This is a genomic window from Rhodococcus sp. NPDC049939, assembly GCF_040656415.1.
GTDB lineage: Bacteria > Actinomycetota > Actinomycetes > Mycobacteriales > Mycobacteriaceae > Rhodococcus_F.
Map to the genome: position 1 here is coordinate 540,962 of NZ_JBFAMC010000002.1, position 15,467 is coordinate 556,428.

The 15,467-nt window shown below is 63.3% G+C and carries 14 protein-coding genes; 9 read left to right on the plus strand and 5 right to left on the minus strand.

All coding sequences use genetic code 11. From position 1 onward, the window contains the following. Window positions 1-226: 226 nt before the first annotated feature. Window positions 227-2,035, minus strand: a complete 1,809-nt coding sequence (locus AB0I57_RS11865; protein WP_358334662.1) for an alkyl sulfatase dimerization domain-containing protein — start codon at window positions 2,033-2,035, stop codon at window positions 227-229. A gap of 231 nt (window positions 2,036-2,266) precedes the next feature. Here AB0I57_RS11865 and AB0I57_RS11870 point away from each other — a divergent pair, with 231 nt between their 5' ends. Together AB0I57_RS11870 and AB0I57_RS11875 are read left to right on the plus strand one after the other, a co-directional pair. Beyond that, window positions 2,267-2,698, plus strand: coding sequence for a hypothetical protein (locus AB0I57_RS11870; protein ID WP_358334931.1), 432 nt, complete (start codon window positions 2,267-2,269; stop codon window positions 2,696-2,698). A 160-nt stretch (window positions 2,699-2,858) separates the two neighbouring features. Next, window positions 2,859-3,899, plus strand: a complete 1,041-nt coding sequence (locus tag AB0I57_RS11875) for a DUF3089 domain-containing protein (protein WP_358334664.1) — start codon at window positions 2,859-2,861, stop codon at window positions 3,897-3,899. Between the two features lie 43 nt (window positions 3,900-3,942). Here AB0I57_RS11875 and AB0I57_RS11880 read toward each other — a convergent pair whose 3' ends face one another. Next, entirely contained in the window at window positions 3,943-4,164 is a 222-nt protein-coding gene (locus AB0I57_RS11880) for a helix-turn-helix domain-containing protein (protein ID WP_358334934.1), read from the minus strand. 182 nt (window positions 4,165-4,346) lie between these two features. Here AB0I57_RS11880 and AB0I57_RS11885 point away from each other — a divergent pair, with 182 nt between their 5' ends. From AB0I57_RS11885 to AB0I57_RS11895, 3 genes are all read left to right on the plus strand, one after another. Beyond that, window positions 4,347-5,333 (plus strand): hypothetical protein, encoded by a 987-nt coding sequence (locus AB0I57_RS11885; protein ID WP_358334945.1) that lies wholly within the window; start codon window positions 4,347-4,349, stop codon window positions 5,331-5,333. A gap of 323 nt (window positions 5,334-5,656) precedes the next feature. After that, a complete protein-coding gene (ppk2, locus tag AB0I57_RS11890) occupies window positions 5,657-6,499 on the plus strand; it encodes a polyphosphate kinase 2 (RefSeq protein ID WP_358334666.1) in 843 nt (280 codons plus the stop codon). Window positions 6,500-6,528: 29 nt separating this feature from the next. Continuing rightward, a complete protein-coding gene (locus AB0I57_RS11895; RefSeq protein WP_358334669.1) occupies window positions 6,529-9,357 on the plus strand; it encodes a cation-translocating P-type ATPase in 2,829 nt (942 codons plus the stop codon). Window positions 9,358-9,602: 245 nt separating this feature from the next. Here AB0I57_RS11895 and AB0I57_RS11900 read toward each other — a convergent pair whose 3' ends face one another. Next, window positions 9,603-9,812 carry a hypothetical protein gene (locus tag AB0I57_RS11900; protein WP_358334672.1) on the minus strand — a complete coding sequence of 70 codons (210 nt, stop codon included), beginning with the start codon at window positions 9,810-9,812 and terminating at the stop codon, window positions 9,603-9,605. 222 nt (window positions 9,813-10,034) lie between these two features. Here AB0I57_RS11900 and AB0I57_RS11905 point away from each other — a divergent pair, with 222 nt between their 5' ends. Continuing rightward, window positions 10,035-10,235, plus strand: coding sequence for a hypothetical protein (locus AB0I57_RS11905; RefSeq protein ID WP_358334675.1), 201 nt, complete (start codon window positions 10,035-10,037; stop codon window positions 10,233-10,235). On the opposite strand, the gene AB0I57_RS11910 is transcribed toward AB0I57_RS11905, so the two are convergent. Together AB0I57_RS11910 and AB0I57_RS11915 are read right to left on the minus strand one after the other, a co-directional pair. Continuing rightward, entirely contained in the window at window positions 10,228-10,599 is a 372-nt protein-coding gene (locus AB0I57_RS11910; RefSeq protein ID WP_127947558.1) for a DUF4345 family protein, read from the minus strand. The two genes, AB0I57_RS11905 and AB0I57_RS11910, sit on opposite strands and share 8 nt — an antisense overlap. Before the next feature lie 8 nt (window positions 10,600-10,607). Then, window positions 10,608-10,964, minus strand: a complete 357-nt coding sequence (locus tag AB0I57_RS11915; protein WP_358334678.1) for an alpha/beta fold hydrolase — start codon at window positions 10,962-10,964, stop codon at window positions 10,608-10,610. 373 nt (window positions 10,965-11,337) lie between these two features. On the opposite strand from AB0I57_RS11915, the gene AB0I57_RS11920 reads away from it, so the two are divergent. From AB0I57_RS11920 to AB0I57_RS11930, 3 genes are all read left to right on the plus strand, one after another. After that, complete coding sequence (locus AB0I57_RS11920; RefSeq protein WP_358334681.1) at window positions 11,338-12,603, plus strand: aspartate kinase; 1,266 nt, start codon at window positions 11,338-11,340, stop codon at window positions 12,601-12,603. 8 nt (window positions 12,604-12,611) lie between these two features. Then, complete coding sequence (locus tag AB0I57_RS11925) at window positions 12,612-13,643, plus strand: aspartate-semialdehyde dehydrogenase (protein WP_358334685.1); 1,032 nt, start codon at window positions 12,612-12,614, stop codon at window positions 13,641-13,643. 73 nt (window positions 13,644-13,716) lie between these two features. Continuing rightward, the gene (locus AB0I57_RS11930) at window positions 13,717-14,379 is read left to right on the plus strand and encodes a GAP family protein (protein ID WP_358334688.1); all 663 of its coding nucleotides are present in this window, start codon (window positions 13,717-13,719) and stop codon (window positions 14,377-14,379) included. Window positions 14,380-15,467: the final 1,088 nt, after the last annotated feature.

The window sequence follows — 15,467 nt, forward strand, 5'->3', positions numbered from 1 at the left end:
GTGCTGGTCTACGTGCGTGAATGTGCAGGCCCGAGACATCGGGCCTCGCAGGCATCGATGTCTCGGGCTGAACGGTTTGGTCCATCAGGGCGTGACGTTGGTGAAACTCGGTTCAGCGACAGGGGTTGTCCGTCGGTGGGGTCGGGGGTTGCCTTGCGTGTTCGAGAACGAACGAGCAACGCCCCGACTTCGTGCCCGGGGTCGCCAACGTCGTGAGCAGCGAAAACTAGGGCGTGACGATGGGGAACGCGGGATCGGGTGCGTCGATCAGATTCGTGAGAACGAGTAGCTTCGACGGGTCGCCAGTCACTGCAATTCCCTCGATTCCCGTTCCGGTGAACAGTCCGAGTAGCTGCATCTTCGTCAACGTCAGAGTGACATCGGGTGTCACAGAAGTTCTCGGCGAATCTGTCAGAATCAGTGCGCCGTTGGACAGCGTCGTACGGTAATGCGCTTCAGGCTCGGTGAAATGCCATTCGACGACAAGGGACTTGTCCCACGCGCGGGGGCCGTTGATACGCAGGGCCATCGAGTCGAAGATCTGCTCGAGGGTGAGCGCTCCCAGCACGTCGAGGGCGAGGGTGCGGATGGGGGGCGGAACGATGCCATCCCGCAGTTCGAGTGCGCCCGTGAGATAGAAATTGCGCCATATCGCGTTCTCCGAACCGAACCCGAGTCGTTCGTAGGTGCGGGCGAGCAACTCTTTGGCCTCGCTGTCCGACGGGTCGGCGAACACGGCATGCTTGAGGAGTTCGGCGGCGAACCGGAGATCGCCTTCCTCGAAGTACCGCGTCGCCTTCCTCCGGACCTCGGCCTGTCCACCCATGCATTCCACGTACCTGGCAGCAGCGCTCTCGGGTGGGTGCTGCCAGAGTGACGACGGGTTGCCGTCGAACCAGCCCATGTAGCGCTGGTAGATGGCCTTCACATTGTGGCTGACCGATCCGTAGTATCCCCTTGCATGCCATGCTGATTCGAGTGCAGGCGGCATAGGAAAGTTCTCGGCGATCTCGATACCGGTCATGCCCGTGTTCAGCATGCGCAATGTCTGGTCGTGCAGGTACTGGTATAGGTCGCGCTGCTGAGACAGGTACGTGACCACCCGGTCGCGACCCCACGTCGGCCAGTGGTGGGACGCGAACGCGACGTCGTAGTCACCGTCGAACATCTCGATGGCCTCGCCGAGGTAGCGTGACCACGTTCGGGCATCTCGGACCAGGGCACCTCGTGGAGTCAGGATGTTGTGCAGGTTGTGAGTGGCGTTCTCCGCCATGCACAGTGCTCGCTGGTCGGCGAACAGGAAGTTCATCTCCGCCGGCGCCTCGGCGCCTGGTGTCATTTGGAAGATCATCCGGATGCCGTCCACCGTCTCCACCTGACCGGTGTGGGTTATGTCGACAGTGGGTGGGATCAGCCCCGGGGCCCCGGACGACGTGGTGATTCCCAAACCGGCACTCAGGTGTCCGTCCGGCCCCTTCGGGAGCATGGCGCCGAACATGTACGAGGCTCGTCTGTTCATTGCAGGCCCGGCATAGATGTTCTCGGAGACAGCGTGTTCGAGAAAGCCCTCGGGGGCGAGGATCGGAACGTCCCCACGGCCGTTCGGCAGCACACCCCTGACGCCCCCGAAATGATCCGCGTGCGAATGGGTGTAGATCACGCCGGTGACAGGACGCTCGCCCCGGTTGCGCCGGTACAGAGCCAGCCCAGCGGCCGCGGTCTCCTTGGAAATCAATGGATCGATGACGAGTACCCCGGTTTCGCCCTCGACGATCGTCATGTTGGATATATCGAATCCGCGCACCTGGTAGATGCCCTTGGTTACCTCGTACAGGCCGTTGATCGCGCACAGCTGGGACTGGCGCCACAGGCTTGGATCGGCCGTGTCCGGGCAGTCACCGGCCAGGAACGAATACTTCTGCATATCCCAGACGATGCGACCGTCGTCGTCCGTGACGGTGCACGGGTCGAGTCGATCGACGAAGCCGCGGTTCGCGTCGTCGAAATCGGTGCTGTCCGAGAAGTCGAGTGTCATGTTCTTCCTCCACTGGGGAACTGCGCGGCCTGGGCAAGCTGGGCAGAAATGGGGCGTGGCCTGGTACCGGGGGTTGGATGACTTCCCTCGGGGTACTCGATTGAGACTCTGGCACTTGTCCTGCAGCGGCGCATCATCCTTTGCAGATGAGGATCACCCCGCAAGGATGATGTGGTCGGTTCTGCGACGTCGGACGATGTGACTGTTCGCTATCACACTTTCGAGAAGGGCATGGACATGACGACCAACCCGGAGTCCGGCACGGACAGCCCTGTCAAGCAGGGTATTGCAGCAGGTACGTCCATTGCGGCAGCCATCCTGTTGCTGACCGTCGGCGTGGTCTCGTTCTTCCAGGGCATCGCTGCGGTTGCCTCCGATGACCTGCTGGTCATTGGCGTCGAGTACACCTACCAGTTCGATACCACCGCTTGGGGCTGGGCACACATCGTTCTCGGTGTTCTTCTCGCGATCAGCGCGATCGGACTTATGACCGGTGCCATGTGGGCGCGCATCGCGGCTATCGGCTTCGCTTCTCTGTCGATTCTCGCGAACTTCCTGTGGCTGCCCTACTACCCGATGTGGTCGATTCTGATCATCGCACTCGATGTGGTCGTGATCTGGGCTGTCAGCACCTGGGACACCAAGTCGGTCAGCGAGGCATGATTCGATAAGCGCAGAATCGGAGCCCGGGGTCCGCGGATTGCGACCTCGGGGTGCGGACGAGACGATTGCAATATGCAAGTTCTCCGGGGCAACCGGAGTTTCGGGTGTTGTCGGGAGATGTTCCTAGCTGGCTGGGCAACCTCTGTTAGCGTCACCAGGCATGTCGATCGTTAGTCGTGGGCGCCCCGCAGGCAGGTTTTTTCTTCTCTTGAGCGCGCTGGTCATGGTGATCGTCGCGGTCACGGCCGCACCCGTCTCGGCCCAGCCGACATCGGCATCCGAAACAACCTGGTTGTGTCGACCTGGTCAGGCTGACGATCCTTGCGGCGGCCGGTCCGGCGCTCCGATCGACTGCTTCTACGTCTATCCCACGGTGTCGCTGCAGCCGACGGCGAATGCCAACTTCGACGCCTCGCCCGAGTTGCGTGCAGTGGCCCGCCTGCAGGCTGAACCCTTCGGTCAGAACTGCAACGTGTGGGCGCCGGTGTATCGGCAGAGCACACTGCGAGCCCTGTTCAACGGGACACCGCAGGAGCGCAGTGCAGCGGCGAGTCTCGCCTACGACGACATCGAAAACGCCTGGGACGATTATCTTGCCCATCACAACGACGGACGTGGCGTGGTCCTCATCGGACACTCCCAGGGCACTTACATGCTGCGGTCGTTGATTCGCAATCGGATCGATGGTGAGCCTGTCCAGTCACAACTGGTGTCGGCGCTCCTGATCGGCGGAAACGTGCTGGTCCGCAAGGGTGAAGGGATCGGTGGCGACTTCACTTCCGTGCCGGCCTGCACGGACCCGGCGCAGACCGGTTGCGTTGTCGCGTACTCGGCGTACTCGGCCACCCCGCCTGCCGACGCCAAGTTCGGCGTGGTACCGCAGACGGCCGGATCTGGCAGTGGCCGAGTGAGCCTTCCGTTCGGGCCCGAGTACGAGGTTCTGTGCACCAATCCGGGGTCGCTGCGTGACAACGCCGACTCCCCCATCCACGGGATCTTTCTGGGCCATGAGGTCAACGGCTTCGATGCCCGGTGCACCGACAACGGAGCGTCGAACGTGCTGATGGTCAGCGGACCCGCCGCCGCCCTGCTGCCGGCGATTCCGGGCGCCGACTGGGGACTGCATCAGATCGACATCAACCTTGCGCAGCGGGACCTGGTCGACCTCATCGGCGCTCAGAGTGCGGCCTACCTGGGCTGATGCTTGCGCGGGCGGCGGGCCCGCGCTCTGTCGACGACGTTCGTCATCGACCGGCTTGTGCGAATGATTGAGCGCCCGTCATCGAGGACGGTGGATCGACGGAGAACAAATCGCCGCCCGAACACTGTAGGACTTGGCAGATTGCGGTCAACGTGGAGAATCGGATGGCTCTGGCCCGGTCGTTCTCGAGCACCGACAGGTTCGCCACGCTCACCCTGACTAGCTCCGACAGGGTTGCCAGCGTCGTCGCAGGTTCGGCCGGCAGTTCGTCGAGGTGACATAGCTCAGGTCCGTGGACGGTTGGCGGCGTGTGGGTCTGACGATTCGTCGATCTCGGCGCGACGGTATGCTCCCGCGTCGAAGAGATGTTGTCCGTGCTCGAGCTCTTCGACGGGAGTGGAGCAGCACGGCTTCCCTGTCGTTGAACTCCAATTGCCAGGAGTTGACGTGAACCCGGTACCACCCCCACCGTTCGATGGCGCCCACCCGCCACTCGGGATTCCACAGCCACCGCACGCTGTGCCACCCCAGCCTGTGAGCAGGATGGCCGTCCCCTTCGCCTGGGGTGCCTACCTGAAACGGACACCGGCTCGCCTGGTCGGCACCGCCGATGTGATCGTGCTTGTGCTCGCGCTTCTGCCGGCGCTCATACTGGCGGCCTTAGGGGCATGGCCGGCGGCCCTCGGGGTCGCCATTGTCGGTGCCGTGATGGCGCTGCCCTTTTTGTCGACGCGCGTCAACACCCGCACGTCCGTCCTGTCGCCGCGCGTGCGCTCGGTCGACGTCGCCCCGCGCACAGGTCGCGTCCACACCGCTGACCAGTACGCATTACCCGCTCCCGGAACGGTACGGGGGGTGATCGTCCCGCACAACTGGATTCGAACCATCGCCCTCCTGTGCCCGGGAGTCGGCTTGCTGATAATTCCGTGGATCGCCGCCGCGCGGTTCCGCGACCCGGCCACCGGTTCCTGGGGGATCGACGCGTACGTGACCGCCGGAATCAGCCTTCTACCCGCACTCGTGACGATCGCCGTCGCCTTCGCGACCGCGAGGCGATACGGGGTCGTCGTCGTCGCGGACGGGGTCCTGGTGTCCAATCCGCTCTACGCCCGGATGATCCCGTGGCAGCAGATCGCCTCGGTCCGCCCGACTTGCAACACGGAGGGTCGCGGCCAGGTGGACATGATTTGCCTCGACCTCGTTCCGGGAGCCAGGCCCGTGCGATTCAAGTTCGGGCTGCTCGGCAAGTTGACCATGCTGCTCGTTTCCGAGACCCGATCGAAGATCGAGTTGCCGCTCCAGCACTTCGACATCGACCCGGTGTTGATGCTGAACCTGCTCTACGACCTGCACACGCAGCCACCGCGGAGAGCCGAGATCGCTGACGGGCGAATTTTCGAGTATCTGCGATTCATGCTCACCCAGCCGCGGTGACGACGATTTGCCCTGGTAGCTAGGTGGCATTCCCGCTGTTCGGGCGATGCCGCCCCACCACCGATCGACATAAAGCGCCCCGAGAGGGCTGGTCGTCGAAACCGCGGATTCTGCCCCCGACACGGCGCTGCGGGACGAATAATGGACAAGGGCCCGGTTCACCCTGCTGTGAAGAAGGGAACTGTCATGTGGGGGTATTCATCAATCGATCACGCACTCGTGGCACGCACATCCAGTTCTCATCCGCATCTTCGACGTCGTGATCTAGCAGCAATTCCTGGAACCCGAATCGGCCCTGACTGATCGGCCACACGGAGAGAGCCGTGGGAAAGAAATCGAAGCAGGAGAAGTCGGAGCTCGACCCGTCCCAGTCTGACGCTGCCGAGCCCGACGCGGCGATGAAGAACAAGGAGTACCGCCGCCTACTCCGTCCGCTCCATGCGGAGCTCGTTGCGCTGCAGGAGTGGGTGAAATCGTCCGGGGCAAGGATCTGCATCGTGTTCGAGGGTCGCGACACCGCGGGGAAGGGGGGCGTCATCAAGGCGATTACCGAGCGGGTCAGTCCGCGCGTGTTCCGTGTAGTCGCCTTGCCCGCCCCGACGGATCGCGAGAAGTCGCAAATGTACTGGCAGCGGTACATATCGCACCTCCCGGCCGGCGGGGAGGTCGTCATCTTCGACCGGAGTTGGTACAACCGCGCCGGGGTCGAACGGGTGATGGGCTTCTGTACCGAGGCAGAAACGCAGCAATTTCTTCAGCGCGCCCCAGGGGTAGAACGCGCGATCGTCGACTCGGGCATCATCTTGCTGAAGTACTGGCTGGAGGTGAGCGAGGAGCAGCAGACGCTGCGCCTACAGAGCCGGATCGACGACCCGCGGAAGATCTGGAAGCTGTCGGACCTGGACTTGAAGTCCTACAGCCGCTGGTATGACTACTCGCGAGCACGGGACGAGATGTTCCGACTCACCGACACGGGCTGGGCGCCGTGGTACGTCGCGGTCACCGACGACAAGAAGCGCGGTCGGCTCAACATCATCAGTCACCTGCTGAGCCAGGTTCCCTACGCCCCGCTCGAATACCCCGACATCACGCTGCCCGAGCGGCAGCGCCCGCACGGCTACCGCACGCCGGCACTGCCGTTGCACCGGATCCCCACGCCCTACTGACGATTCGTCTCCGGCAAGGAGTAGCGATCATGGCCCCCTCCGAACCCCCACCGAACTCGGTGCACCAGTCCGGCATCAGTGCCGCACAGATCGAACAGTACCCCTGGCACACTCAGCCGGCGGATGCGGTCGTCACGACGATGGCCTCCGACCGGGTGTCGGGGCTGACGACCGGCGAAGCCGATGCACGGCGCCAGCGCCATGGTTCCAACGAGATCGTCTCCGAGCCCGGACCGTCGACGTGGGCGATTGCGCTCGAACAGCTGAAGGACCCGATGAACCTGATGCTGGTCGCGGTGGCGGTCTTCAGCGTCGTCATAGGCGAGGTTCCGACGGCGATCGTGGTGGCAGTGCTCGTCGTGCTGAACGTCGTATTGGGCGCGCGACAGGAGTTGAAGGCACGTGCGAGTGTCGACGCGCTCGCAAGAATGCAGACACCGCAGGTGCGGGTGACCCGCGACGGGACGCTCGTTCAGCTGGCCGCCACAGAACTTGTGCCGGGCGACCTCGTTCAGCTCGAGGCAGGCGACCTCGTACCCGCCGATGGCCGGTTGCTCACGACAGCGACTCTCGAGACTCAGGAGGCCGCGCTGACGGGTGAAAGCGCACCCGTCCCCAAGGATCCTGAGACCCTCGGCGCTGCCGATATCGCGCTGGGCGACCGCAGCAACATGGTCTACCAGAACACCTCGGTCACCCGCGGTACCGCCATTATGGTCGTCACCGAGACCGGCATGGACACGCAGATGGGTCAGATCGCGTCGATGCTCTCGGCCGTCGCGCCGGTCAAGTCTCCGCTCCAGCGCGAACTGAACTCTCTCACCAAGGTGCTCAGCATCATCGCGTGGTCCGCGGTCGCTCTCATCGTGGTCATCGGAGTGATTCGCGGACAGGATCTGACGACGGTTCTGCTGTTGGGCATCTCCATGGCGGTGGCTGCGATCCCGACGGGCCTACCGACCTTCGTGCAGGCGATGCTCGCCTTCGGTGCCCGCCAGTTGGCCGAGGCGAAGGCCGTCGTGAAGAACCTCACCGACGTCGAGACCCTCGGCGCCACCAGCGCGATCAACTCGGACAAGACCGGCACTCTCACGATGAACCAGATGACCGTGCGGTCGCTGTACTTCCACGGCCAGTGGTACACCGTCGAAGGCGAGGGGTACAGCAAGTCGGGGAGGATCGCTCACGCCGCGGGCGAGGAAGCTCCCGACTTCACCATGCTCGCATATGGGCTGTGCCTCGACAGTGACGCCACCGTCTCCGACACCGGAGAGGTTGTCGGCGATCCGACCGAGGCCGCGCTGGTCGTGCTCGCGGCCAAGGTCGGCGTAGACGCGCCGCTTACTCGGCAAACGTATCCCCGAGTTGCGGAAGTGCCGTTCGACTCCGCGTACAAGTTCATGGCGACGTTCCATCATCTCCAGATCGACGGCAGCACTCAGTTCGTGGAACTCGTCAAGGGCGGCCCTGACGTGGTCCTTGCCCGATGTTCCGCCGCTTACCGTCCGGGCCGACGGGAGGTACCAATCGACGAGGTTCGGGAGGAACTGGTAGAAGCGAATCGGGCTCTGTCCGAGAAAGGCCTCCGCGTGCTGGCGTTCGCTGCCCGCCGGCTCGACGTGCGGGAAGAGGCCGTGCAGGCCGACCCCATGTCGTTCGTCGAGGACCTCACGTTCATCGGCATGATCGGCATCATCGACCCGCTGCGTCCGGAGGCGATCGACGCAGTACGTACCGCCCAGGCCGCAGGCATCGAGGTACGCATGATCACCGGAGACCACGTGATCACGGCATCCGCGATCGGCGCCGAACTCGGCCTCGGACCGGGCGCCATCGGCGGCGGCGAACTACGAGCGGCGACCGACGAGGAGCTCACGGCGGCGCTCCCGAACCTGCACGTGTTCGGTCGCGTAACGCCGCAGGACAAGCTCCGCCTGGCCGACGTCATGCAGAGGAGCGGCGCGGTCGTGGCGATGACCGGGGACGCCGTCAACGACGCGGCCGCCCTGAAGAAGGCCGACATCGGCGTCGCGATGGGATCGGGCAGCGAAGTCACCAAACAAGCCGCCAGAATGGTTCTCACCGACGACAACTTCGGAACCCTGATCACCGCGATCCGACTGGGCCGCAGCATCTACGACAAGATCGTGTCGTACATCCGGTTCCAGATGTCGAAGCTGTTCTCGCTGGTCCTTCTGTTCCTGGTTGCGAGCATCTTCAACATCAACGACGGGGTCGCGCTCACCCCGCTGATGGTGCTGTTTCAGAACTTCTTCATCATTCTCTTCCCGGTCGCCGTCATCATGCTCGATCCACCGCCGCCGGACCTGATGAACAAGCCGCCACGCGATACGCGAATGCCGATCACCAACCGGAAAGCCTTCGTGCAGTGGTTCGCGTACGGAGTCCTGCAGTTCGCCGTCACACTCGCCGCGATGCTCCTCGCACCGGGCGACATGAGTACGACCGAGGCAAGCGTCCCCATGACGATGGCGTTCGTCGTGCTGTCGCTCAGTTCCATTCTTGCCGGTCTCGTCATGCGGCGCGATCCCGAATCCGGTCTCGCCGCACCGATTCTCGGCGCGCTGAAAATCCTGTCGATTCCGGTCGTCGTCACGGTGTTCGCGGTCGAGGTCGGGTTCCTCCAAGGTCTTCTCATGACCACGTCGTTGACGGGTGGCCAATGGCTCGCCTGCCTCGGCTGGTCGCTGATCGTCCCGATCGCGGTGGAGGCAGAGAAGGCACTCCGTCGCCGGCGGCAAGCACGACCGAGCACACCGATCCCTGCAGAAGCCGCGGTCGACCCGCAACGGGCGCTGCGCCCCGATCCGTCGCGAGAGCGACACTTCGCTCGGTGAGGAGGCGGATTTTCGGGTTGTAGATCCGCCGTTGCCACCCACATCCTGCGAGTGTGTCCTGGTTCACCCGTGCCGATCGAGTTCCAGCTCTGTTCCGATGTCCACCGAGCCCAAACCACCGCAAAGCCACGCCGGGTCGGCCACACCAACGCAGGTATCCCGGGAATGCTCCTGCTTTTCCTGGCTCCGGGCCCAGCAAGTGCCCTATCGGAGCCGTAGGAAAGGTGATCGGCGTCAAAAAGGAGTCAACATTCCCCCGCATTGCTTCCCCGCCCCCGCCGGACACATCCGGCGGGGGCGGAGAAGCGACGGATGGAAATCTCAGTCGGTGCGTCCTTGGCGATGCCCTCGACGTAGATGCCGTGATGCTGGTGGAACGGGGAGTTCTCGCCGAGTCTCGCGTCGAGGAGAAGTAGCCTCTCCTGCACTGACGATGGATCGGTGATACCGCTCAACGGCAAAATATCGACCCCGCGAGACCGGAACGCGGCCGCCGGAAGCTCGCTGGTGTCGTAGCTTGTGACTCGCGGCGATAGGTGGCGGTGTTCTCACGTCGTCAAGTGGCGCCAACGACGAGCGTGCTGCGGCCCGCGCTCGACAACGTCGACGGTGATGGTGTTGTAGTTGTCCTGTGAGACGGATCCGCAGGCGAGACTCCGGAGAAGGAGAATGTAGGAGTGAGACTCGAAGGCTGGAACAGCATCCCGAAGGAGTACGGAGCGCACTTCGATCTGCCGAGTGCGGCCGCGATCGGGCGCGCAGCGCTGAACATGACCGAGGCGGCTGCCACCGACCGACCCATCGTTCCCGCTCTCCGATCACGGCGGCCTTCGCCGCGAGCGGGCGCCTGGTTTGCTGGGCAGGCGAACCTTAGTTGAGGACGAAGTGTGCGGCTACGAGCAGGGCGCCGATCACGAGCTCGATGAGCAGCGGTGGCAGGACTGCCTTGTCGAACCCGTCGGCCACGATCCCTACGATGCGACCGATTGCCGCAGCCCCCATCAGAATTGCGACTGCGAGAAACCAGAGGGTCTCATCGGCAGCGAGTCCCACGACGAGCATCGTGACACAGGCCAGGAAGAACCCGCCGAGCACACTTCGGATCTCGCTGAGTCCGGGTATCCCGACCGGTGACAGTCCTACGGCCTCGCCCATGTTTGTCGGCATGAACATGGATCTGAGGCCGAGGGCGACGAGGGGGACGGCGAGTAGGCCGACGATGATTCGCATTGCGAGTTCCATGCTGGTTCCTAGGTGTTGTTGGGGCTGTAGGCGTTGGTGATGGCCTCGGCGATCCGTTCGGGTTCGTCTTCTTGGAGATAGTGACTGGCAGTGTCCAGGCGGATGACCGTGGCCTGGGGGAACGCTGTCTCCCAGTGCTGGAGGATGCCGCGGAAGACGGGGTCCTTGGTGCCCCATACGAGGACCAGGGGTTGATCGCTGAGGTTGGCTTTGACCCGTTGTTCGAGTTCGGCGAGCCAAGGTTTGGCGGCCCGGATCTGTTTGGGGAACGCTGCGATGCCTTTTCGGGACTCAGATGAGGGGACGACGGCGGTGTAGTGCTCGAACTCCCACTTCGGGTTCACCCGCCCCGCCCCGGTTCCCATCACACAAGTGTGCATCCCAAGGCAGCAAAAACAGCGCAGGTGACCGGTTCTCGATTCTGAGTTGTAGATCGCCTGGGACTGAGCTGGGGTCGGGGAGATGCTCTGATACTCCGCGCGCTTGCCGACGTTGGACGCGATGATGCTCGTCTTGGTGCCGCGGCCGATCTCCTGACACGTGTAGGTCAGTATGTTCGCGATCCGGTTGTCCAGCCGACCGTTCGACAACTACGCATCGCTTGATGGCGGTCGTAGACGTTGCGGACCCGTTGTCCGGGTAGTCCTGCGTGCGGACTCACCTGGGGTGGGATTGGACCGCGCCGGTAAGCTCGACAGCTGGACCAGTACAGATTTTTCGACCTGGAGGTAGAAACGCGTGGCTCTCGTCGTCCAGAAGTACGGCGGATCCTCGGTGGCGACCGCCGAGAGAATCCGACGAGTCGCTGAACGGATCGTCGAGACCAAGAAGGCCGGCAACGATGTCGTCGTCGTGGTTTCTGCGATGGGGGACACTACCGATGAGCTGCTCGATCTCGCTCAGCAAGTGTGCCCAGCTCCACCAGCTCGCGAAATGGACATGCTGCTGACCTCTGGTGAGCGCATTTCCAATTCTCTGGTCGCGATGGCGATTCATTCGCTTGGCGCGGAGGCCCGCTCGTTCACGGGCTCACAGGCGGGTGTCATCACGACCGGCGCCCACGGCAACGCCAAGATCATCGATGTCACACCGGGCCGGGTCCGGGATGCGCTCGACGAAGGCTCGATCGTCCTCGTGGCCGGATTCCAGGGCGTCAGCCAGGACAGCAAGGATGTCACGACGCTCGGCCGTGGAGGTTCCGATACCACCGCGGTGGCGCTCGCCGCTGCCCTCGAGGCAGATGTCTGCGAGATCTACACAGACGTCGACGGAATCTTCACCGCCGACCCGCGCATCGTTCCCGATGCGCAGCGTCTCGAGACGGTCTCGTTCGAGGAGATGCTCGAGATGGCAGCCTGTGGCGCGAAGGTGCTGATGCTCCGCTGCGTCGAATACGCCCGCCGATACAACGTGCCTGTGCACGTCCGCTCGTCATACACGACCAAGCCGGGCACCATCGTGTCCGGATCGATGGAGGACATTCCCGTGGAAGAGGCAATCATCACCGGAGTCGCGCACGATCGCGGCGAGTCCAAGATCACTGTTGCGGGTTTGCCCGACACTCCCGGGTATGCGGCGCAGATCTTCCGTGCTGTCGCGGACGCGGAGATCAACATCGACATGGTGTTGCAGAATGTCTCCAAGATCGAGACCGGCAAGACCGACATCACGTTCACGCTGCCTACCGCCGACGGCCCCCGTGCCGTCGAGAAGCTGTCCAAGCTGCAGAGCGAGATCGGCTTCACGCAGGTGCTCTTCGATGACCACATCGGCAAGGTGTCGCTGGTCGGCGCAGGCATGAAGAGCCACCCCGGAGTCACCGCCACATTCTGTGAGGCCCTCGCAGACGCGGGGATCAACATCGACCTCATCTCCACCTCGGAGATCCGCATCTCGGTGCTCGTGAAGGATACTGAGCTGGACAAGGCCGTCAGGGCCATTCACGACGCATTCGAGCTCGGCGGCGACGAAGACGCTGTCGTACACGCAGGAACGGGACGGTAGATCATCTCATGACCACAATTGCTGTCGTCGGCGCTACCGGCCAGGTCGGGATCGTCATGCGCACGCTGCTCGAGGAGCGGAACTTCCCGGCAGACAAGGTGCGGTTCTTCGCCTCTGCGAGATCGGCAGGCAAGAAGCTGCCGTTCCGCGGTGAGCAGATCGTCGTCGAAGATGCGGCAGAAGTGTCCGATGAGGACCTGAAGGGCATTGACATCGCGCTGTTCTCGGCCGGTGCGACGCTGTCACGGGAGCAGGCCCCGAGGTTTGCGGCGGCCGGAGCCGTCGTCGTGGACAACTCGTCGGCATTCCGTAAGGACCCCGACGTGCCGCTGGTTGTGAGTGAGGTGAACCCGGAGCAGGCGAAGAACCCGACGAAGGGCATCATCGCCAACCCCAACTGCACCACGATGGCCGCGATGCCCGTGCTGAAGGTCCTGCACGACGAGGCGGGTCTCGAGCGGCTCATCGTGTCGAGCTATCAGGCGGTGTCCGGTAGCGGTATCGCCGGTGTCGAGGAGTTGCTGGGCCAGGCCCGTGCCGGCATCGGCGACGCCGAGAAACTCGTGCACGACGGTGGCGCCGTGGATTTCCCGGCCCCGAACAAGTACGTCGCGCCCATCGCCTTCAATGTGCTGCCGCTTGCCGGTTCGATCGTCGACGACGGCAGCGGTGAGACCGACGAAGATCAGAAACTGCGCAACGAGAGTCGCAAGATCCTCGGGTTGCCGGACCTGCTCGTGTCGGGTACGTGCGTGCGCGTGCCCGTTGTCACGGGGCACTCGCTGTCGATCAACGCCGAGTTCGCGCGTCCCCTGTCAGTGAAGCGTGCGCAGGAACTACTGGCGACGGCCCCTGGCGTCAAGCTCGTCGACGTCCCGACTCCGCTCGATGCCGCAGGCAGCGACCCCTCGCTGGTCGGACGCATCCGCCAGGACCCGGGTGTTCCCGAAGGTCGTGGGCTCGCGCTGTTCGTGTCGAGTGACAACCTGCGTAAGGGTGCCGCCCTCAACACCATTCAGATCGCCGAACTGCTGGTCTGACCGCTCGCTCCTGACGTGGGTTCACCCGCGATGTGCGAGGCGCGCATCGCGGGTGAACCCTATGGTTCTCAGGATGAGCTCAGTCATCGGAGGGGTGCTACCGCTCGCAGTGGGTGTCGCGATCTCGCCCGTTCCGATCATCGCCGTCATCCTTATGCTGCTGTCGATGCGTGCAGGCGGCGCCAGCGCGGGCTTCGGGCTCGGTTGGATTGTCGGCATTCTCTTCGCGACCGGCATTTTCGTTCTCCTTGCCGGGGTCATCGATGCGTCCGACTCGAACGGCACGTCAGCAACCGTGTCGTGGGTGAAGATTGGGTTAGGTGCCCTGCTGCTTCTGCTCGCGGCACGGCAGTGGCGAAGTCGCGATACCGGTGGGCAACCGCCCAAGTGGATGCGTGCCGTCGATGAACTCGACTTCTTGAAGTCGGCGGGGCTCGGGTTCGGTTTGGCTGCAGTCAATCCCAAGAACCTGTTGCTCTGTGCGTCTGCCGGAATCGTGATCGGCTCGGCGGCGGTGAGCGGCGGCGAACAGGTGATCGCGCTGGTCGTCTACACCGCGTTGGCCGGGACGACAGTGCTTATCCCGGTGATCGGCTACGCCGTCGCAGGGGACCGCATGCGTGGGCCCCTGGACAACCTCAAGGTCTGGCTTCAGGCCAACAACGCGGCAGTGATGAGCGTGCTGCTGCTGGTAATCGGTGCAGTCGTCCTCGGCAGAGGAGTCGGCGGCTTCTGACGCGCCCGGCGATGCAAGTTTCCAGGTGGGTTCCCGGCGAATAGCACGACACCGCGTCCTCCATTGGGGCCATAGGTACGCTACCGATTTCCGCAAAAGACCGGGGATGGCGGGCGAGCCCGCTACGCTCACCGGACGTGAAGACCCGAAACCTGATTGTTTTGATTCCGACTATCGCCGCGACTCTGGCGGCGACGGCCTGTTCCTCGTCCTAGGTTTCACCTCAGGCTGCGAATTCGACGACTACTACCACAATCGCTCGCACAATACCGGCGACAACGACGGACATGGCAGCTGGCAGCGTTGTTTTCAGATGCAGCCGCAAAACAGGAACCTCGCTCTTCAGCCGCGAGTACACCGATGTCACCCTTACCCCCAGACCGGACGGGGTCCTCGATTACAGCTCTGCCTGGGAAGGCGGGTACCTAGACTGCGAGACCGAGAATACGATTCGTCCCGAGACGGATCTCGAAAAACACGTCTACGACCTATCCGAAACGACGTACGGGAAGGGCCTGACATACGCGTACGGTTCGTGCACGGAAAACAACTCGGACGACGTCGCCTCCAGCGGACACATACCTAGCAAGGGACAAGTCCCCGAGCGCTCCGCAGCTCTCGCGCTCTGCCCAGACCACCCGTTCGCGGAAGTGTGGGCCAGGGGCCTGCAACTGGCCCAGCCTGGCAACAGCTTCGAGGACGGTACACATGTCGTAGGCAAGGACATTCAGCCCGGCACCTACGCAATCGATACACCAGGGAAAGCTGCTACTGGGAACGCCAGGACAACACCGGCAGGATCAAAGACAACAACTTCATCAACTCGGCGCCTCGCGTGGAGGTCACCATCAGCGCCTCCGACTATGGGTTCATGTCAAAGAGATGCGGCACCTGGATCAATGCAGCCGCATGATGCGAAACTTGCGGCTACCGGCAAATCTAGGGTGTCAATCTCGCAGTTTGTCGGTCTTGTCTGATTAAGTGATTTCTCCTGTAAGCCACCATGCCAAGACAGTGAACAACTATTGGAAGAGGTGCCATGAACTCGCTGAAACTCGTCGCCATTGCCACAGGGACAACAACAGCAT